11 protein-coding genes and 1 pseudogene are annotated in these 20,846 nt (G+C 57.6%); 3 read left to right on the top strand and 9 right to left on the bottom strand.

What is annotated here, in order from left to right:
* Positions 1 to 59: 59 nt before the first annotated feature.
* The 6 genes from F8N44_RS03290 to F8N44_RS03265 form a co-directional block, all read right to left on the bottom strand.
* A complete protein-coding gene (locus F8N44_RS03290; RefSeq protein WP_150649298.1) occupies positions 60 to 7,793 on the bottom strand; it encodes a calcium-binding protein in 7,734 nt (2,577 codons plus the stop codon).
* A gap of 52 nt (positions 7,794 to 7,845) precedes the next feature.
* Positions 7,846 to 8,250, bottom strand: a complete 405-nt coding sequence (locus tag F8N44_RS03285) for a hypothetical protein (RefSeq protein ID WP_150649297.1) — start codon at positions 8,248 to 8,250, stop codon at positions 7,846 to 7,848.
* Between the two features lie 169 nt (positions 8,251 to 8,419).
* A complete protein-coding gene (locus F8N44_RS03280) occupies positions 8,420 to 9,844 on the bottom strand; it encodes an HlyD family type I secretion periplasmic adaptor subunit (protein WP_150649296.1) in 1,425 nt (474 codons plus the stop codon).
* Between the two features lie 3 nt (positions 9,845 to 9,847).
* Complete coding sequence (locus F8N44_RS03275) at positions 9,848 to 12,052, bottom strand: type I secretion system permease/ATPase (RefSeq protein WP_224794726.1); 2,205 nt, start codon at positions 12,050 to 12,052, stop codon at positions 9,848 to 9,850.
* Between the two features lie 387 nt (positions 12,053 to 12,439).
* Positions 12,440 to 12,703, bottom strand: coding sequence for a hypothetical protein (locus F8N44_RS03270; RefSeq protein ID WP_191630848.1), 264 nt, complete (start codon positions 12,701 to 12,703; stop codon positions 12,440 to 12,442).
* 166 nt (positions 12,704 to 12,869) lie between these two features.
* Positions 12,870 to 13,517: a hydrolase gene (locus tag F8N44_RS03265; RefSeq protein WP_150649294.1), complete on the bottom strand. Its 648-nt coding sequence runs from the start codon at positions 13,515 to 13,517 to the stop codon at positions 12,870 to 12,872.
* A 176-nt stretch (positions 13,518 to 13,693) separates the two neighbouring features.
* On the opposite strand from F8N44_RS03265, the gene F8N44_RS03260 reads away from it, so the two are divergent.
* From F8N44_RS03260 to F8N44_RS03245, 3 genes are all read left to right on the top strand, one after another.
* Positions 13,694 to 14,617, top strand: a complete 924-nt coding sequence (locus tag F8N44_RS03260) for a LysR family transcriptional regulator (RefSeq protein ID WP_150649293.1) — start codon at positions 13,694 to 13,696, stop codon at positions 14,615 to 14,617.
* Positions 14,618 to 14,648: 31 nt separating this feature from the next.
* Positions 14,649 to 15,110: an L-alanine exporter AlaE gene (alaE, locus tag F8N44_RS03255; protein WP_150649292.1), complete on the top strand. Its 462-nt coding sequence runs from the start codon at positions 14,649 to 14,651 to the stop codon at positions 15,108 to 15,110.
* A gap of 525 nt (positions 15,111 to 15,635) precedes the next feature.
* Positions 15,636 to 15,917, top strand: a complete 282-nt coding sequence (locus F8N44_RS03245; protein ID WP_150649290.1) for a hypothetical protein — start codon at positions 15,636 to 15,638, stop codon at positions 15,915 to 15,917.
* Between the two features lie 99 nt (positions 15,918 to 16,016).
* Here the strand turns inward: F8N44_RS03245 and F8N44_RS03240 are convergent, their stop codons facing one another.
* From F8N44_RS03240 to F8N44_RS03230, 3 genes and pseudogenes are all read right to left on the bottom strand, one after another.
* The gene (locus tag F8N44_RS03240; protein ID WP_150649289.1) at positions 16,017 to 18,722 is read right to left on the bottom strand and encodes an AAA domain-containing protein; all 2,706 of its coding nucleotides are present in this window, start codon (positions 18,720 to 18,722) and stop codon (positions 16,017 to 16,019) included.
* Positions 18,723 to 18,855: 133 nt separating this feature from the next.
* Entirely contained in the window at positions 18,856 to 19,242 is a 387-nt protein-coding gene (locus tag F8N44_RS03235) for a DUF5329 domain-containing protein (protein ID WP_150649569.1), read from the bottom strand.
* A 77-nt stretch (positions 19,243 to 19,319) separates the two neighbouring features.
* Positions 19,320 to 20,813, bottom strand: a pseudogene (locus F8N44_RS03230) (phospholipase D family protein); the annotation flags it as partial.
* Between the last annotated feature and the right edge of the window lie 33 nt (positions 20,814 to 20,846).

Here is a 20,846-nt window from a genome sequence, read left to right as displayed (position 1 = left end):
GCAGCATTGGTCTCAACTGCCGGGTGCTGGCTGATGGATGCGACCGTGGCTGAGGCAAGTCAATGCCAATTGGCAGCGATCACGGGAACCAATGCTGTCTGGTAGGCTGCGGGCAGTGTTGTTTGTCCGCTTGCCGGAGGTGCAAAGGCTGCCATGGCAGTGACCAGATTATTGACTTGAGTGTCCAGCAGCACCTTTCCTCCCGATGCCGTAAATTGTTCAACATGGTGTTCGTTGCCCAGATACCAGTCCTGTATGAGCAACTGATCGGACTTGCCGATGACGCTGACTTCCAGATCATTGTCGACCCGGCGAAACCAGAGATTATCGGCAGCGGCCGAAATCAATGCGACATCGACATCGCCGGTGAAAGACTCTGTTTCTATGATCCGGTCGCGCCCACTGCCGGCGGTCAATAAATATTTGTCGCTGCCTGTGCCCCCCGCCAGGACATCATTTCCAGCCATGCCATTGAGGGTATCGTCACCCGCCTGGCCCATCAGGATGTTGGCGGCGCCATTGCCCAGCATAATGTTCGCAAGGGTGTTACCGGTTCCATTGATTGCCGCGCTGCCGGTCAACGTCAACCTTTCAACATTCTCGGATAATACGAAAGAAACGCCCGCACGAACGTGATCATTTCCTTCGTTCGCTTTCTCGATAATGACATCCGTCGCAGTACTGACTTCGTAAGTATCGTCGCCATACCCGCCAATCAGCGTATTGCGCCCTGCTCCCCCCGAAAGCGTGTCATTACCGTAGCTGCCTTCGAGCCTGTCATCACCCGCACTTCCTGTCAGCACCAGCGGCTCATATACCTCGCCTTTCCAGGCCGCGACCAATAAAGGTTGCAAAGCACTTTTCACTTCTGGCGAAAGGTTTGTCTGGCCGAGCGGCGGCAGTGCAAGTCCGGCCATCGCCTGAACCAGTGTCTCGACTTGCGCCGCCAACAGCGTGCCGCCATTGGAAGATACAAACGCTTCGACCCGATAACGCTCACCGAGATACCAGTTGGTGACGACCACGCCATCGATAGTCCCGATGATGCTGACCTCCAGATCATCGCCTGTACGTCTGAACCAGAGCTGATTGGCCAACACTGAATTGGTGAACGCGACCGTGTCGAGGTTCTCGTTCGGATCGTTTTCCACAATACGATCCTTGCCGTTTCCGCGTGCAATGACGTAACGATCATTGCCTGCGCCGCCAACCAGCAGATCGTCGCCCTCAAAACCATTCAATATATCGAGGCCACCTTCGCCTCGCAGTGTATTGCTGGCAGCGTTACCGAAGAGAACGTTGTTGCTGTCGTTGCCAGTTCCGTTGATCGCATCGGTACCTGTCAGGGTCAGTAACTCGACATATTCAGGGAGGACAAAACTCACTGAGGACTTGATCGCGTCGGAGCCGCCATCCACCGTTTCAATCACCGAATCTTCAGCGCTGGAGACGATGTAGATGTCGTTGCCAGCGCCGCCGATCAGGATGTTTGCGCCTGAGCCGCCATTCAGCGTGTCGTTGCCGGCGCCACCGTCGAGCGTGTCGTCACCCGCGTAACCGTTCAATAAATCATCGCCGGCCTTGCCCAACAACACATCGTCTCCCGCACTTCCCTCAAGGGTATCGTTTGCGGAGGTCCCTTCTTTGGTAATTCCCGGCACTTTCGGCGCCGTCCAGTTTTCTTGGAAGGCTGCAGCCAATGCGGTCGCGAGCGTGGCGGGAAGGCTGAGTTGCCCGACAGCCGGCGACGGCAATGCTGCCATCGCCTCGACCATTTTCTGCACCCCTGCCGCCGTCAGCGTTTTGCCGTCGGCAGTCTTGAACTCTTCAACTCGATACTGCGTGCCCAAAAACCAGTTTTCCACGACAACGTAATCATCGGTCCCGATGATGCTCATCCGCAGATCATTGCTGACTCGTTGCAACCAGAGTTGTTCGGCAATGATATTGGCCGCGAACTGGACGACATCGCGATTGCCAGCCGTCGCGTCACTTTCCACGATGCGGTCATGGCCATCGCCACGCCCGAACCGGTAGAGGTCGTTGCCGCTTCCTCCCACCAGGACATCATTGCCTTCGTTACCCGCCAGGGTGTCATTGCCTGCCCCTCCTTCCAGGCGGTCATCTCCCTGCGCGCCAGTCAGTTCGTTCGCACCGGCGTCACCGGTGAGCGTGTCGGAGTAGGAGGAGCCAATGACATTTTCAAAACCACTCAGGGTGTCCGTTGCGCCTTCACCGTTACGTGCGGTCCCCGAAGCCAGATTGACGGCGACGGCCGATGACACGGTTCGATAGTCCAGCGTATCAACGCCCGCACCGCCGCTAAGGATATTGTTGCCAGCACCTCCGCTGATGCGGTCGTTGCCGTCGCCGCCACTGATCTGGTTGTCCTGGCTGTCACCCGTCAACTGGTCGGCAAATGCGCTGCCGAACATATTTTGCACATGCGTGAATCCATCAAAGTCTCTTGGCGTGAGCGAGTCGAGCTTCACCCCAACGCCATGCATCAATCCTGAAAAATCCACCGTATTGACACCCAGAAGGTTGTCATAAAGAGAAAGACTGTTGACGGCTACACCACTCAGCGTCAGCAGTGTCACCCCTGGCCTGAACGACAACCGTGTCTGCGCGGACGTATCTTCATCCACATAAAGGGTTTGAGAACCGGGTGTCAGCAAGAGTCGATCACCCGACAGTCCAACCTGGAAATTGTTCACTCGATGGCCCGTTGCACCTGGCAGGTCGGTGAACACAAAGGTGTCACGCCCTGCTCCGCCCGCCAGCACGTGCCCCGCGCCTGCTGCGGACACCAGCAGGCCACCGGAGCCACTGGCCACCGCTGCGGCATTCACCGCGGACACGAATTGTGCAGTGGCATACCCAAGCATTGCCCCCACAGCCGCCGGCAAGGCCTGCAGACTGGCCGCCGCTGCGACGTACGCATTTTGCGCGTTAGCCTGTGCAATCAGGATCGATGCCGCTTTATTTCTGTCAACCTCGGAAGCCCAGTCATAACGTACGGTTTGCACCACATCGACCCATACGCCTTCGCTTGGTTTGAAGACGTTGGTTGGAACAAATCGTTGAGTCGTCACCGAGCGGTTGGCGGGCAAAACACTGCCCAACCGATCGCGATTGCGGGTCACCGCTTCTGCTGCAACAGACAATTGCGAGAGTGCGTTCTGATAAAGCGAAATCGCGTTGGCAAAGCCTTGTTCAAAGGCTGCGGCCGCGGATCGGGCAGACTGAATGCTTTTTTGATCGCGTGCGTTATTGGCCCCAATGGCCTGGCCCAAGGCGAATTGTCGAGCGGTGGCGGACGAGGCCGCAGCCTGCCCGGCGGTTGTAGTCGCTGAAAGGGAACTGGTGATCAAACCCAGATCCGCTATAGAGGCACTGACCACACCAACACCTCGTTCGAGGCGACTGGCAGGGACAGTAACCGACTGCGGAGAGGACACTTCAATGGTTTGCTGGATATAAAAAGCATCGGGATTGAGCGCGGTTATCCGTTCATAGCTCGTCACATAATCGGGACGTCCCTGCAACGGATTGGTTGAGTCAAAATTATTGGCCGTTGAGATGACATAAGTCTCGGCGTCGCTGTTCGTTCGATAGCGATAACTGTTGAGGCCCGGATTCAGATAAAACGAGGACACCTGAGCGGACAATGCGCGGACAGACGCGTTGGCGTTGTTCAAAACGGTCACCGCCGAGGCCGACTGATTGACTGCGGCGTTGGCCAGGGTCGCGCCTTGAAGAACGCTGCCTGACTCGTAAAGACGTCGTGTCTCCAGCGCCACGCCAGTCACTGAGGGCACCAAGGGCACATCGACCACGGTGCTGAAATAAGCCGCCAATGAGGGCGCCTGCGCAATGGTCGCCGGATCCATTGGATCAAACCCGGGGTTGGTCTGTTGCCACGCCGCTGTCGTTGCGACAGCAAGTTCCGCCGCCTCCCGGCTCAATTTCAGGCCATTGCTCAGTTCGATCGACGCCAGTTTTCGATAGTCGGCAACGAACCAGTCCTGAATGGAAACCTGATCATGAGTACCCAGTACCGAGAGAACCAGATTGTTTCCTTCCCGCGCTAGCCACAGATCGCTCGCCTTGATACCGGCCTGCAACGCTAAAGTGGAGCTGGGCCCCGCATTGGCTGATACCCCGTTAAGCAGTGAGTCCTGACCGTCGCCTCGATCAAAGAGGTACCTGTCATTCCCGCCTGCACCGACCAGGCGATCGTTGCCCCGGCCCCCGATCAGGACATTATTGACCGTGCTGCCGGTCAATGTGTCGCGCCAGGCCGACCCGGTAATGTTCTCAATGCTGTAAAGCGTGCTGCCAAGACTATCGCTGCCGGTCGACAGGTTTACGCTTATCGCACCGTTCGCTTCGGCATAGCTGACGGAGTCCGTGCCCGTATTACCATCCAGCCAGTAACCTGCGCCGGTGATCACAAAGGTGTCGTTACCGCTTCCACCTCGCAGAACCGAAGCCCAATCACCACCAATCAACGTATCACCGTAGTTTGACGCGGTAATTTCGTTCACATGGACCTGGCCGTCGAACAAGCCGTTGGCTCTCAGGCTTCGAACCCCGGCCTGATTGAATTCGGCAAACGACATGGCACGAACACCACTGAAATTGGCATACAGATTCAATTCGGCAGCGTTCACGCCGAGCAGGTCGGCATAGCGCTGGCCGTCCGCTGTACTGACGCGTACCCCCGTCGAAAGGCTGGTGATTTTTGCGCCGTCGCCCAAACCGAGAAGTTGAATCTGGTCACCGGCACTGCCCGCTTGAAAGCCTTGCAGAGTCACTTGGCCGGAGGCCAGGCTGAGCAAAACATTGTCGACGCCACTGTTGAGTTGAAACTGCTGAGCGCCTTGGCCTGCCAGGATCAGGTTGTACGTGTTGCCCACCGCGACCGTACTGCCGCTGACGCCTGCATAGGCTTTGGCATAACCCGCCGACTGTGCAAAAGCCCCCAAGGACGCATCGATTCCGACTTTCAAGTCGCGGAACAATTGCAGAACCCCGGTATAAGCGGCAAAGGTGTCCGCAGCGAAACCGGCATCCTGGGGGGAGAAAAAGGTATAGCCGCCCGCCAGATGCCCCGTGTAAGACGTGTTGATCGGCACCAGCACATTCAATTCCGCACGCAAGTATTCCAGTTGCGCGGCATACGTAGCCCAAGCCGCAGCGGTACCCAGATAAGACGTCGCGGCGGCACCCCAGGACGCCGCAGCCGATGCCGCACTTGCCAGCGCCGCTGCACGATATGCAGGCGTGGAAAGCGCATTGGCGACCAGAGCCGCGCTCTGGGCATTGGCGAGTGCCGTCGCCCCGGCATCGACAGACTGCAAAGTGGTAACGACCGCATTGTAGTAAGACGAACCCGATTGCATCAGCGCCATCACATCTTTCCCGGCACTGCTGCCACGCTGCACTGCCGGGTTCTCCCCGGCATGCGAAGTAATCAGCGTGGGGTCTTTCACGGTCAGCAAGGGGTTGGGATAGCCCTGATACGTGTGCGAGCGCGCCGTGTTCATCCAGTTTTGCAATGTTGCAATCTGTGCCGAAAAATTCGGAACCCTGGCTGCCAGCGCGGCATTTACGCCGCGTGCTTGGCCCGCCGCCATTGCGGCATAGCCTTTTGCCGCGTAATCAGCAAATACCAGGGTGCCAGGACTGACAGGTCCGGTGCTAGTGGCACTGTTGGCAAGCTGTTCGCTCAAGCCGACATCCGCCACTTCGCGGCGAGTTCCGTCGGCGAGTGTGAACCGGGCTGTCGAATCGATCAGTCCGCCAGCCACTTGCCGACCATCATGGATCGAATGCAGATCAATGGAGGCAATTCCCAACGCCGCCAAAGTCTTCAGTTCGCCGCGCGACGCAATGCCGTTCTGGTCGGCGTCTACCCAGACCTGGACACTATCGAAGTAACTGGCACCGGTCCGGGGATCGATCAGCGCGGTCTCGCGTGAAAATACAGCGCTTCCCGCCTGAGTCAGTGTCGCCAGAGCAGAGAAGCCGTTCTGACCGGCCTGGGCGGTTTGGCCTGGCGCAGCAAAGGACTCACCGAACCATTCGGCAGAACTGTCGACAGTGCCGTTGCCGTTGCTATCGAACACCAGGATGCCGTTCTCGGCCCCTACCCAACCCACCGCACTTTTGCTGCCATCGGCGTTATGGTCAAACACCGCGTTGCTTTGCGAAGGCGCAATCAACTGGATGCCATTGCCGGTCAGATCCAATACCAGCGGTAAACTGTGCACCAGAGGCTCGTTGCCATAACTCAAGACTTGTACGTTGAACAACGAGGGTGGCCGGGTGTTCCAGCGTTGCTGAGCGGTTATCGCTTGCTGAACGGCCGCCGCCAGACTGGATGCCAATATCAGTGACGAGGGAATCGTGCCACTCAGGGCGATGGGGGCCCAACGGTCCGAGACAGCTGCCAACGCCAGGCGCTGCTGAAGATATTTCAACGACGACGCGTTATCGGCCGCCATCGCGACACCCTCGGCAGGTGTGTTGAAAACAAGGCTGGTTTGCGCTTGTTGGGACTGCATGGCCGTTGCCGTTGCCAGTCCGATAGTTTGTTGAGAGGTCTGGGAAAGATAAGTGGCCAGACCCGCGTCAGTCCCCGTGAAGGTTTTGCCGTTTTGAGTCCAGGTCGTGCTGGCCGGTCGTCCGTCAAAACCGTAGGTCTGCTCGACAGACAGACCGTTCGCATTTTTCCAGGCGACAGCCATGCCTTGCGCGGTCAAACGGTAAGTAGCCGACAGGTCACCATAGCTGTGCTGGACAGACACATTTTGTTTGCCGACCGTCACGCTTGCCTCTTTCGGCACATCGATCAGTGTGACCCCGGCTATTTGTATTTCGATCCCGCTGCCTTTGTATAAAACAGCGCTGCTGCCACTACCTGCCTGCGACAGCGGAATCGACAACTTGATATTTCCATCAGCATCAATTTCGACACCATTGATGTCGTCGATTGAAATCCTGGTAATGTCTTTGAGTAAAACCTTGAGGGCGTTTTGATCGATGGCGCCAGACACAGCCGATGACGTTACGCCGAAATAGTCGATGGTGGTTTGCAGGTTTAGCGGATTGATCAGGTTTTTGTTTGCAGCATCCATGGCTACTTTCAAGAACCCGGAAAGCGTTGCTTCATCGACACGCTCCTGCCAGCGGCCGAAGTCTTCATTAGTGGTGGTGAATTGGGCGGTATTGGAAAGATACAAAGACTCGTAGTTTGTTCTACTGACCTCCGAGGCCGTCAGCAGGTACTCGGCGGTGGCGTTCAAACCACCCGTGCGGTTCCCCCACATGGCCAACTCGGCAACAAATTGCAGGTCAAGGGCGTTTCGGTTCAAACCGCCAGGCCCGTTAGGGTTGTTGGCGGCGGCATCCAGCGCCACGTTTACATACTTTTCGATAAGCACCAGTTGTTTGGCGTCGGCTTCATCGACAAGATCGCGATGGGCCGACAAAGCCTGGTCAACCAGTGCCGTCTCGTTGACGTTGAGCATGATTTTCTGGCTGGCCTTTGAATAAAGGCTGTCAGCCTGAGCCTGAGTCAGCGCGCCGAGCGCAACTTCGGCGTTGAGGATTCCACGAAAGGCCGTTTTAGCGATGCTGCTATTGCCCACATCATTCTGAAGCGAGCCAAATGACAGCCCGCTCTGGCCGGTGGATACCGAGGAAACGTAAGGGTTCGAGCCGCCGATTTCGGAACTTGAAACGGACTTTTTAAGAAAGTCGCGCAACTGCTGACTGTCGAGCACAGGCACCTCCTGGTGAACAGTAAAAAATAATTATGGTTACCTGCGCGCCGTTTCAGCCGCCGTAACAATTTTCATAAATAGTTTTCAACTTCCATTGATCTGAATCTTCAAACGCATCCAGCAGTAAAAAATGGCCGACCATTACATCATTGCAGACAAATACTTGTTTATTCGCGCCGCTGGCTTCATAGCTGCAGACAGCGCCATAACTATGATTACCGTTGGCGATGCCTGCGGGCAGATCGTAAATATCCGAACAAACCGTTATTTGCCCCGGATAACCTTTTTTGTGCAGGCTTTTATTGAATTCAACTAACCGCTGAGCGATCTCCTGCGAACTTTCCAGAGTTCTTGCAATGGACTCATTACCGCTCCACTCCACCTCGCGGGATGACGCATGGGTGCAAAACATATGCGTCGTTAAAAAGACGACTGCCGTAATCCTGTACTTATTCATATCCCGCCCCTGGTGCAGGTCATCGTCTGCTCATCAGCATGGCAGCACTCGTGATCGAGACGCCCATACAGATGAGACTGATCGGGCCGCTCACGACCGAACCGTGATCGGAGAAAAACTCCGCCTCTCTCGCACAAACCCTGCGCCCCCGTCCGCCAACTGTTCTTCTTCAACGCTCGCGAATGCTTTCGTTGCCGTACTGGACCAGAGGATCCAGGAAGTACTCGATCACTCGACGTCTTCCCGTCTTGATCTCGGCAGTCACCGCCATGCCTGGCGCCAGACGAATGTTCGTGCCGTTCACGGCGATGGTCGAGCGCGCCATGGCAATGCGCATGGAATAGATCAGCCCGCGTTTTTCGTCGTTGATTGCATCGCTCGACACTGAGATCACGGTGCCTGGAACAACGCCGTACTTGGTATACGGGAACGTCTCGACCTTGACCTCGGCGTCCTGACCGGGCTGAACAAAACCGACGTCCTTGTTCGGCAGAAAAGCCTCGATCTCGATAACTGTTTCTTCCGGCACGATCAGCATCAGAGGCTGAGCCGGGGTGACAACACCGCCCAACGTACGCACCGCAAGTTGCTGGACAGAGCCGGATACCGGTGCAGTCAACCGGGTCAGGTGGGCGGACTGCCGCGCCTTGATCAGGTCTTGCTGTAGCAAGGCGATATGCTGATTGCCTTCATTCAAACGTTCCAGGTTTGTCTGTCGGGCATCTGCCCGCAGGGTCTCGCCCTGTTGCCTGACTTGCGAGATAGAAGCCTCGATTTCCTTCAGGCGGCTGCGTTGCACCGCCAGTTCTGCCTCTTGTTCAATGCGCTCGCGCTCGCGTTCCAGGTAGGTATTGCGCGCCACATATTGCTCAGCGACCAAGACTTTCAGAGACTCGGCACGCTGTCGGGCGATGGGTGACGTTTTCTCTAACTTGCTGACCAGCATGCGCGTGGACTGAAGTTCGGCCTGACGGCCAGAGAGTTGCGCCCCGATACCGCTCAGTTTGGCTTGCAAAGACGAAAACTCTGCTTCGGCCAGTCGCTGTCCGTCGGCGAACGCAAGCGGATCGACTTCAGCGGGCGCCAGCAGCGGCATGCGTTCGCCGTTGATGGCGGCGAGCATGGCCTCTGCACGGCCTACCTGCAAAGCCCAGGTCTGTAATTCGTTGATGATGCGCTGCGCTTCCGCCCCGGCCACTGTGCCGTCGAGTTCGATCAGTAAATCCCCCGCATGCACAAGTTGTCCTTCGCGCACGTGAATGGCCTGGACAGTCGCCGTCCCGAACGGCTGCACCACCTGCGTGCCTTCACTCGGAATGATCTTGCCCTCTGCCGTCGCAACAATGTCGACTTGCCCTAATGTCGACCAAAGCACCGCCAAAAGCGCGAAGCTGATGAGTAACCACATCGCGACCCTCGGAGCGGGTGACAGCGCCTTTTCCTGCAAGGACAGCGCGGCGGGCAGAAATTCTGCCTCCTCGGCATCATGCCGTTTGCGCTCCCAGGATTTGCGCTGTCGCCAGGACGTTGTCCATACAACGTTATAGCGCCTGAGCAAATCTCCCCAGGCGCGCAAGGTATGCCCCAAGTCCATGTGTTATCCCTGCTGCATACGATAAAGCGCCGCGTAGTGCCCATGTTCCAGCTGGATCAATTGAGCATGGGTGCCCTGCTCGACAATGTCACCGCTGTCCATGACCACGATACGGTCGGCATCTTTCACCGCCGAAAGGCGATGGGCGATGACCAGTACGCTTCTGCCGTGACTGATCTGGCGCATGTTGTTCTGAATGATGCGTTCGGACTCATAATCCAGCGCACTGGTCGCCTCATCAAAAATCAGGATACGAGGGTTGGTCAGTAATGCCCGCGCAATGGCGATACGCTGCCGTTGTCCTCCCGACAGCGTGGATCCCTGTTCGCCCACCATCGTGTCGTAGCCTTCGGGCAACTGAGCAATGAACTCATGGGCTCCGGCCAGCCGCGCAGCCGCCATGACCTGTTGCAGAGGGGTACCGGGGTCGTTCAGCGCAATGTTGTCGCGAATGCTTCGGTTGAACAGAATGTTCTCCTGAAGGACCACACCGATCTGGCGGCGCAGTGAACTCGCATCGATGGTTGAAATATCCACACCGTCGACCAGGATCCGACCCTGCTCTGGCTGGTACAAGCGCTGCACCAGTTTGGTCAGGGTACTTTTCCCTGAACCCGAGCGCCCGACGATGCCGACGGTTTCACCGGCTGATATGGCCAGACTCACCCCGCGCAATGCCGGTTGCGCGCCGGGCCGATAGCGAAACTCGACCTTGTCGAACAATATGGTGCCGTTCACCGGCGGTAATGCGGGCCGGGGGGTGTGCACCTCCGTGCGGGTGTTGAGGATATCGCCCAGGCGTTGCATTGAAATGCCCACCTGCTGAAACTCAGTCCACAGTTGGGCCAATCGCATGACAGGGCCAGCGACATTCCCGGAAAGCATGTTGAAAGCGATGAGCTGCCCGACCGTCAGTTGGCCATCGATGACAAGTTTTGCCCCCAGCCACATGGTGGCTACGGTGACCAGCTTACTGATCAGGGTGACCCCGCCATTGGCCACTGTGCCAATCGCGGTAGTCCGGAACCCGGCCTTGACGTAAGCGGCCAACTGGTTGTCCCACTTGCGTATCCATTGAGGTTCGACGGCGCTTGCCTTAAGCGTCTCAACACCGCTGATGGTCTCGACAAGGAATGACTGATTCTGCGCGCCACGGTTGAATTTTTCATTCAGCCGGGCGCGTAGAGCCGGAGTGAATCCCAGAGATAGCAAGAAATAACAAGGCAGTGATACCACCACGATCAACGTCAGCCAGACGCTGTAGTAAGCCATGACGGCAAGAAACAAGATGGAGAAAAACAGATCCAGTACCACCGTGATGGAGTTGCCGGTGAGAAAGGAGCGAATATTTTCCAGTTCTCGAACCCGCGCAACAGAGTCACCTACCTGACGCGCGCGAAAATAAGCCAGCGGCAGGTTCAACAAGTGGCGAAACAAGCGTGCGCCCAGCTCGACATCAATGCGACTGGAAGTATGGGCAAACACATAACTGCGCAGGCCGTTGAGCAGCACCTCGAAGATCACTACCACCAGCAACCCGGCAGCGATCACGTCCAGTGTGGTGAAACTGCGATGCACCAGCACCTTGTCCATCACGACCTGAAAGAACAGCGGAGTGACCAGCGCAAAGAGCTGGAGCACAAACGACACGACAAATACCTCAAGCAACAACTTGCGATACTTGACCACTGCCGGTATGAACCAGCTGAAGTCGAACTTTGCCAGGTCGCCACTGATCGAGGCGCGTGAAGCAATCAGGATCAACTCGCCAGACCAGCGCTCACGCAACGCTTGCACTGTCAGCTCGACGGGGCTGGTCTGGCGTGGATCCTGAATCAATACCTTGTCAGCATCATGGCGCGCGATGATGAAAAAGTTTCCCTGATGGTCGCGCGCCATGGCCGGTAACGGAGTCGTCGCCAGACGTTCAACGCGCGTGTTCGACTTACGGGCACGCAGGTCGAGTTTCTTTGCCGCCAACAACACCTCGGTCGTGCCGAAAGCGCGACCATCCAGGCGAAACTCATGCGCCAGTTGGTCAACGTCGACTGCCACAAGGTGGTATCGGGCGAGCATGGCCAGGCACAGCAAGCCTGTGTCGATCAGCGCGGCTTGTGCCCCACCTTCCTGTCCAGGTTCTGCGCCTTCTTTTTCTGGTCGGTTGTCTGCGTATCGAGTGGGGCGAGGAGATTCGGTTTCCAGCCTCATCGATCATTCGCCGTTGCGGCAGGCCGGGGGTTTATGGTGTCGGCTGATATATCCGCGTTGGCGTGTTTGCGGAGCCTGGCGCCGTACGGAGTGCGGACGCACCTCCCCGGCAGATTTATAGCGACAGTGAAGTCATCGCTGTGCTTCATCGTGATATCCCTATCCAGAAAGTAACCCGCATGAAATCCATCCTAGGCTTCACAGGTTGCATTCAACCTTATCTTTCATGGATTTTTTATGACTGCACACTCGCATGGGCTGTGGGAGAACAGGATAGGCAAAGCCAAAGAGGAATGACCGCTCCATCGCTTAAGCCGCACGGGATCCTGTCATTGAATGGTCGCCGGGGAGGAAACCAGGGCGTAAAGCCCTGGCCGATAGCGGACGTCACTTTTTCTTTTTAGCCGGCTTTTCCGCCTTCTTTGAATCCTTGGCCTTCTCAGGCTTGCTGTCCGCTTTTTTCGCAGACTTCTTGGGCTCGGTATCTTTTTTCTTGTCTTTCTTGTCCTTGTCGGAGGACTTCGAAAGCGCCGAAGCCGCCGCTGATTTCTTTTCAGGTGATGACTTTTTGTCTTTCAAATCCTTGCTGGCTTTCGAAGCGTCACCTTTTTTGTCTTTGCTTTTCTTTTCGTCTTTAGCCACGTTGACCACCTCTCGGAGTGTGCCGTTATTGACACAGCGCCTGTGCGATTGACCACAAGCTAATCATTAGGCGAGCAGGTTCCGAGGCCGTTCAGATTATTTTCAGGTGTCGAGACAGGCCAAATGAAGGCAGCGCCGATTGTCCCCAGCGCCACCTTCAGCAACAGCCGCTTAATCAGGCCTTGTTGCCCGACGCTTGCAGCGCCTTTTCAGCGTTGAAGCCATCGAAGTTTTCGAACACGCCCATAAAGCCCGGCACGCTCACGTCTCGCGCCCAGTCGCGCTGAAGTTCGCAGTACATCTGCACGCGGCTGATGAGCTTCGCCCCCGCCTGTTCCATTCGGCGCAACGCCGCCTCGTGCGCGGCCAGTGAAGTGCCGCCCACCGCATCGACCGGCACATAAACCTCATAGCCTTCCTGAATCGCGTCGAGCACCGGGAAGGTCAGGCAGGCTTCGGTCCACAGCGCGGTCATGATCAGTTTCTTGCGCCCGAGCGCTTTGACCGCCTGCTTGAACTCGGTGTCCTCCCAACTGTTGATCGACGTACGGTCATAGGTGGGCAGATGGCCGAGTACCGCTTGCAACTCTTGAATCGGCGGTTTGTTGCGGCCTGTCGCGACATTGACGGTCGAGTGGATGATCGGCAGGTTGTAATTGACCGCTGCCTTCGCGACGCTGGTGATGTTGAAGACCAGTTCATCCCGTGGCATCGAGCGGATCGAAGACACCTGAACCGGTTGATAGTCAATGATGATCAACGCTGAATTCTCGGGCGTCAGCAGTTGATCGGTGTGGGGGTTGCGGATTGCTTCGCTTGCCATTTGCAGGTCCTTTTGTAGGGGTAACGCACGTGGGTGAACGGCGGAAGCCCGTGCGGCTAATGGTTCCAGAACGCACGTAAGTGAAGCCGTGGCTGGAAACCCATTGTGCTGTTCCCCTATTCGCGGCAGTAGTAGCATCCCGAGGCGAACTGTGTCGCGCCAAGGGGAACGCGGAAATGGATATCGAAGAACTGCAAACCTTCGTGGACGTAGCGGATGCCGGGGGTATTTCACAAGCGGCGCTACGGCTCGGGGTCTCGAAATCAATCGTCAGCCGTCGGCTGGCCCGGCTTGAAGCAGAACTGGGCGTGCAACTGCTGGCTCGCTCCACTCGTGGGGCATCGCTCACCGAGGCCGGCGCGACGTTCCGCGATTACGCCGCCCGAGTCTGCAGCGAAATCGATATCGCCAGAGAAACCATCCTGCCCGCCGGCGCGCTGCGCGGTCGCTTGCGCGTGGCAGTGCCGTTGTCGTTCGGGCCGACGCACTTCGCCCCGGTGCTGGCGGAAATGGCACGCCGTCACCCGCAATTGCACATGCAAACCTGCTACAGCGATCGCTTCGTTGACCTCATTACCGAGGGCTACGATTGCGCCATTCGCGTGGGATATCTGCAGGACTCCAACTTGATCGCAAGGCGTATCGGCCCGGTCTACACCAAGCTCGTCGCAAGCCCGGACTACATCAAAGCACACGGTGCCCCCGAAACCCCGGACGAACTGCACGCCCATCAAGCGCTCATGCAAGGCACCGAAGCCTGGCAATTCATGGCGGCTGACAAGGTCATCACGGTTCGCCCGCAAGGACGCTTCAAGGCTGACAACGGCACCGCGCTCGCTGCGGCCGCAGTTGCCGGCCTCGGCGTCGCCTATTTGCCCGATTGCCTCACCCACGAACACATCGCCTCGGGTGCACTCGTGCCGATCATGACCAACCATCCACCGCCCCCGGCCGGTGCCTATCTGCTCCGCGCGCCAGGCCCGCATCCCGCGCGCAAGATCCGCGTGCTCACTGATCTGCTGATCGAGTACTTCGGCGAATCGCCGCACCTCGCGGTGCAGCCGCTGTCACAGCACGATGAAGCGCCGGCGTTTAGCTGAGGAAAGCTGAAGCCATGAAAGGAGAATCGAGGTGCCGCAACGCCTGCAAAGCCTAACGCGTCGGACTGCATTTATCGCAGACACCACGGCGCTGATCCTGTTTTTCACCACCACAGGCATCATCAATGAACGTTTCATTGCCGGCATGACCTGGGATCAGGTTCTGCAGGCGCGCCTGCTGGGCGCGGCGCTGATGATTCCCGTCGCACGACCGTACGGTGTCTGGCGCGATTGGCTGATGACGCGCGCCGGTCAGGGTCGGCTGTCGAGGTTGCTCTGGGACAGCATCGCCCTGGTCAGTTTTCAGGTGCCGATCTATGCGGCAATCATTGCCTTCAGTGGTGCATCGGGAGAAGGTCTGGTGCGCGGCACGCTGGGTGCGGCGGTGATGATGCTGGTGCTGGGTCGACCTTATGGGGCGTTTCTTAACGGGGTGCGGAGGCTGTTTGGCTTGCCTCCGGGTGGGGAAAAACCGATGTCGTTGAAGGGCTGAATCAACAGCCGAAAGCAGTCGCTCGAGAAATACCGCCGACGCAGCTTCTTGATGAGCAGAAAACATCTTGCCAGTCCTAAAATCGGGGCGGTGGTTCATGTCCAGCATTTATCTGTGAAAAGACATAGGCAGGGTCTGCCTGGCACCAATATCTGAACAGTAGGCGAGGTTCGGAATCTGCAAAATACTGACTCAGACTGCTTTCGGCGGGGATCGTCAATTGGGGTTCAGGCCATTGCTGAGCTAAAACACCTATGTGTTTGCCCGACGAGCAAATAATCCACGTCGCCTCGCCTCCACTGATGGCAGGCAAGTAACCCATACCTTGGATCGCTTCGAACAATGCGCGCAGTGTCAGAGTCGGATCAAGCCCGATTGTTGTCCTGTGACTGTCCAGATCATCCCCTGCATGCACGCTATCCCGATCAATGCCTATGACCAACATGTATGTTCCTTGCTAACGTTGTGCAGTTGCTTGAATGCTAGCCCCCCATCGACCTTATACCCCTTCCCCGGCGCGAACCTATGATTGTCCTGCAAGCTGCAAATGGCCATTTACTCATCGAGTTCGGTGAGTTGTCGGATGCCGACTGGAAGGCGCTGGAAAGCAAACTGGTTAATGTCTGGGGCTTTCGACGTGTTGGCGAAGTCGTTGTAGGCCTGGACGAAACAATTTGTCCCGACTTCGAGCGCGCAGATCTGACGCTTGCTGCAGGTTGGGACATCTGGTCAGGGTATCACCTGCTTTCCGAGTGCGCCGCCGGGGACGAGTTCTTGCAAAGAATGTGTGATGAGCTGCAGTTTTGAGACATCGATTTTTGAGGTTTCAGAGGAAATTTCAGGGACAGACCACATCAAGAAAACATTGGGCCAGACCATCAGAGTTGACGACCTTTGCCCCAGTGCTTATGCGCCATGCAGAGGACTGGCCCACTGCCCGATAAAGCCGCCAACTTTGCGCTCAATGTCACTCTCAACTGTGCGCAGCCGCAGAATGGGAATGCCACTTCTAGCCAGAATCTCATTTTTCATGGCGTCCCGAGCTGCCTGTACGGGGTGGTCGTGGTACCCGCCATCGACCTCGATCACTCCTATCGGTTGCTTGCCCACTTTGAAATAGATCACGAAATCGCAACTGGCACGCCGCATGAACGCCCGCTGGGGCTCCGTCCAGTCGAGGCCAGCCGGCGATGCAAGCTTATCCAGCTGGATCTGTGTGTGGTACTTCAATGCCTGGCACGCCGGGGCGCACAGCGCGTCGCGCAGCAACTGCGCCACGATCTGTTCGGACTTGTAGCGCGAATCCTCAGGCCGCAGGCGGGCGTCCAGGCGTGCCAGAGACTGATCGTACTCGCGGTATAACAAGTCGAATGCCGACACCACCGGCGCGCGCACGATGTGCTGGTCCTGCGCGTAATAGCTGATGTATCGGATCAACGCGGCGATGTGGCCATTGTTGTCAGTGAACACCTCGTCGCCGGTCACCAGGGTGAAGCGCTGTTTGGCCCGCGAAACGGCCACGTTGATCATGCGGGGGTCGTCGACGAAATCCAGGCGTGTACGCGCCTGGTTGTAGCGTTTCTTGTCCAGCACGGTGGAGAAAACGATCTCGTCGCATTCGCGCCCCTGAAACTTGTGCACGGTGTCCTTGACGAAGTCTGTCGGCAAGTGCGTGCCGGACAAGTTGACTTGTGCCCTGAACGGGGCAATGTAACCGCGGCCTTCGCCGTCCATTCCGACGGGCTGCCCCTCCTCCTCAAGCACCTTCAGCAGGGAGTCCAGCTCCCGAAGGTTGGTGTTCTTCCTGGCGTGGTTGCCCTTGGCGGTCACCACCAGGCGCAGAGGCTCTTCGCCGTTGTCCTCGGTCATCGGCACCAGTGCATTGTCGTAGAACTGCTGGTTGCAGAACTGGATGATCCGGGGGTGGCAGCGGTAATGCTCTTTCAGCAGGGTTCTGGGCACCGCGTCCTGAAACACGGCAATGCACGAATCCAGCAAGCTGTAGCGCTCGCAATCGTAGGCCTCGGCCGGCGCTTGAAGTCCCAGTGCCACGGGGATATGCGGCAACTGGCGGTTGTCACCTACGACGATCAGGTTCTTGGCGCAGCCCAGTGGCAGGATACCCGGCACGATGTCCTGCAAAGAGGCTTCGTCGATGATCACGTAGTCGAGGACCGCTCCCGGCGCGATCGAATTGACGATGGAGTGCGTGCCGCTGCCCAGGATAGGGAAGCGCTGCATGAAGGCATCGAAATGCTCGCGGTAGGTTTTGACATCAAAGCTGTCCGACTGCGGTACATGAAGTTGCAGATGGCGCTTCAGATGCTGCATCGATGCGACTGTCAGCTCTTTCAGCAGGGCCGTGAAGTTCGCGCGCGCCAACGAATCACGGCACGCCCGCAGCTGCGCTTCCTTGTCCCGCAGCGACTTGTCGTAATAATGCATTTGCAGTGCATGGAAAACGGCCATGCGCGCCTCGCCCCCGGCGAACGGCTTGGTGCGAAATATCCTGAATTTGAACAGTAGCTCGATCCGGTCTTTGAGATGAATGCGCTGCTCGCCGAGGTAAGCCAGGTAGGCCATGAGGTCCGCAGTCTTGCGCGGAGTCAGGCCGTACTTGTCGAGCGAGCCTGTGGCCTGCACATCGTTTTCTGCCTGCCACTGTTGCAGGTAGCGCCGCTCGATGACCAGCTCGTCCAGCTCGATTTGCAGTTGCGCCGCCCTGTTGTGGTCTTGCAGGTGCTGCTTCAAGCGGGCGAGCAAGTTCTGGATCTCATCCAGGGACGGTTCTGGCTCGGTCGCACTGGATGGCCACGCAGGGAGGTCTGCGAAGAAGGCCTTGCGTTTGTCCTGGTTGCCAAGCTTGGCGACCAAGTGGCCCAGGCCGTATTTCTCCAGCTTTTCGTAGACGTTTTCCACGGCAGCGTTGTTGTTGGACAACACTGCTACCGTCTGCCCGCGTAACAGAATATTGGCGAGGATGTTGAGGATCGTCTGGGTCTTGCCGGTCCCTGGCGGGCCTTCGATCACGCTGACTTGCGCGCTGAACGCCCGTTCGACTGCCTGAAGCTGACTCTCGTTGAGCCCGAACGGATAGATGAGTCCCTGACCCGGCGCCAGCGTGCTGTTGCGCCCCGCACAATAGGCTTGCAAGGCAGTGCCAGCGATGGCGGGCAGTGTTCCGAGCTGGCGCACCACATTCTCGGCAATTTCACGATCCGTCTGCGACTCAGCGTGATCCTGTCGGGCATTCGCCACGGTCGTGAAATAGCGGAAGACTGCCGTGTCCTTCATCAGTGTCGGAGCGCTAAAGCCAATGCTGTCCATCTTGTAGACATAGGGCTTTTTGCTGCCCGGATAGTGCACGACGGCATAGCGTTCGCCGTAAATCGTAGCGTTGGCAATGGGCTTGGTGCTGCCGCGCTTGTGCAGCAATACATTGGTCAACTCGCGGGTGGGCGAAACCAGACAATTACTGAGTGGGCGGGTGTATTTTTTCCTGGAGGGGAATTGACAGGTCAGTTGCAGAAATTCGTCCTTGTCGCTCCAGCGAATCGCCCAGTCGCTGATCTTTGCGGTCTTGTCCTCACCATCCACCTGAATCGAAACCATATTCCTCATCCCTGAATGCTATTTCTCCTGAAGTGGCCATATTGCCATCATTGCCTACAGGGTCGATAGCCGGTTCATGCGTTAAGTCATGCCGGAATCCTTCATTCTGGCTGTTATTGGACCGGAGACAAGATCAATGCAGTTGCCGCTGCCTCTGCAGTTCCCTCTTCAACCAGGTGCTCGCCGGCTCCAGGCTTTCCTGGCATCGCACTTCATAGGCGCGGCCACTCAGGCTGCTTTCGGTGGCTGCAAGATCGATGAAATCTTCCGCAGTGCTCACTCTGTTTTTGCCTTCCAGATATTCCAGCTTCTGCTGCAGATGCGCCCGAGCGCGGGATGCCGGGTATTCAAGTCCGTTGCGCACAAACTGGCACTCACTGCGTTCGACAAAATCCAGCAAGGCCTGTATCTCTTGGGTGGCTTGAGGGGTAGTTTGACTCAGCGCATCCGGGACGATGGCGATGAGGCCGCTGCCCGCAACCACTAGCAACAGGCTGAAAAGCCGCGTCGTGCACCTCATCGCCACACCCTCTTTCTGACCGTGAAAGCATCAGGATGACCGCCAACCACTGCCACGGAGCACAGCGGACATAGCCTTCACAACATCCGCTCCAACCCGATCGTGCCGCTCAGCCACGCATTGAAGTGCCGCCACCAACTCCCCGGTTCCTTGGTCAACGTATGCTGTTTGCCGTCATCCTCGGTGACCCAGACCATTTGATTCTCTTCCAGCACGGTGTGGTAACTGAGCGCCGGAGCCATACCTTCCAGGGCCAGTTCACGCACCCGTCCGGCGAGTTGCGGATCATCGACCAGCACCCCGACTTCGGTGTTCCACAAGAGTGAGCGCGAGTCGAAATTGAACGAGCCGAGGAATGCTTTCTGCTGGTCGAAAATCATCGCCTTGCTGTGCAGGCTGGAGTCGGAACTGTTGGAAGATCCGCTGTGAAACAGGCGCGGCCCGCCGCCTCTGTCGTCGCTGTCACCATTGGCGCCGGATTGGCGCCGTAGCTCGAACAACTGCACGCCATGCTCCAGCAAGGTTTGCCGATACGGGGCGTACGCACCATGCGCGGCGGGCACATCAGTGGCTTCGAGTGAGTTGGTCTGCAAGCTGATCGACACGCCGGCGTCGGCGCGGTCGGTCAAGTACACCACGCCCGGCTGACCGGGCACCATGTAGGCTGACACCATGATCAGCTCCTTACTGACCCCGTTGAGTTCAGGCGCCAACTGGGTGGCCAACAGCAAGTGCGGGGCGGGTTCGCCCTTCGCCAAGACCTTGCTCGGTGCATCCCACATCGCTGTGTTCCAGGCCCAGATCAGCTCCTGACGCCAGATATGCAGACGTGGATGCGTGGTGTAGGTCATCAGTTGCTGGTAAAGCGCATGATTCTGCTTGCGCGTTTCCTCCAGGGACTCGTCCAGCCGGGTGCGGCTGTTTTTCAGGTCCGTGATCGACGGTCTGATCGAGAGAAACTGCTCGATGGGCTTGCTCAGCGCACTGTTCCAATACTGGTCAAAACTGTGCCCCAGATGCTCTGCAACCGGACCAACACTGAGCATATCGATGTCTTTGAAATTCTTGTCGGGCTGCGCATCAAAATACTCGTCGCCCAGATTGCGCCCGCCGACGATGGCCACGCAGTTGTCCACCACCCACAGTTTGTTGTGCATGCGTCGATGTTGCTGCGACAGATTGAACAGTCGGCCCATCGTTCGTGTCACGACGGTGCTGCGGCCCAGGTGCAACGGGTTGAACACTCGAACCTGAATCAGTGGGTGCGCAGCCAGCGTCGCAATAATCCGGTCGAGGTCATCGCTGGTGGTGTCATCGAGCAAAATCCTCACGCGCACGCCGCGGTCGGCGGCGTTGAGCAACTCGCTCACCAGTATCCGCGTGCTGATGCCGTCGTGGACGATGTAGTACTGCAAGTCGAGGCTGCTTTGCGCGTTGCGAATCAATTCAGCGCGGGCCGAGAACGCCTCGGCACTCTCGGATAACAAGCGAAAGCCCGATTGCCCCTGATGAGGAGCGGCCTGGGCCTGGATAGAACGACCGAACGCCGAAACGCTCGCTGGCAGGGCCTGTTGGTTCCCTCCATCGTTTTGGTTGTCTCGACC

Origin of the sequence: Pseudomonas fluorescens, from assembly GCF_902497745.1 — a bacterium.
In the GTDB taxonomy this organism is placed as follows: Bacteria; Pseudomonadota; Gammaproteobacteria; order Pseudomonadales; family Pseudomonadaceae; genus Aquipseudomonas; species Aquipseudomonas fluorescens_BM.
The sequence above is the reverse complement of the archived record's forward strand: the minus strand, read 5'-3'. Positions and strand labels throughout refer to the sequence as shown.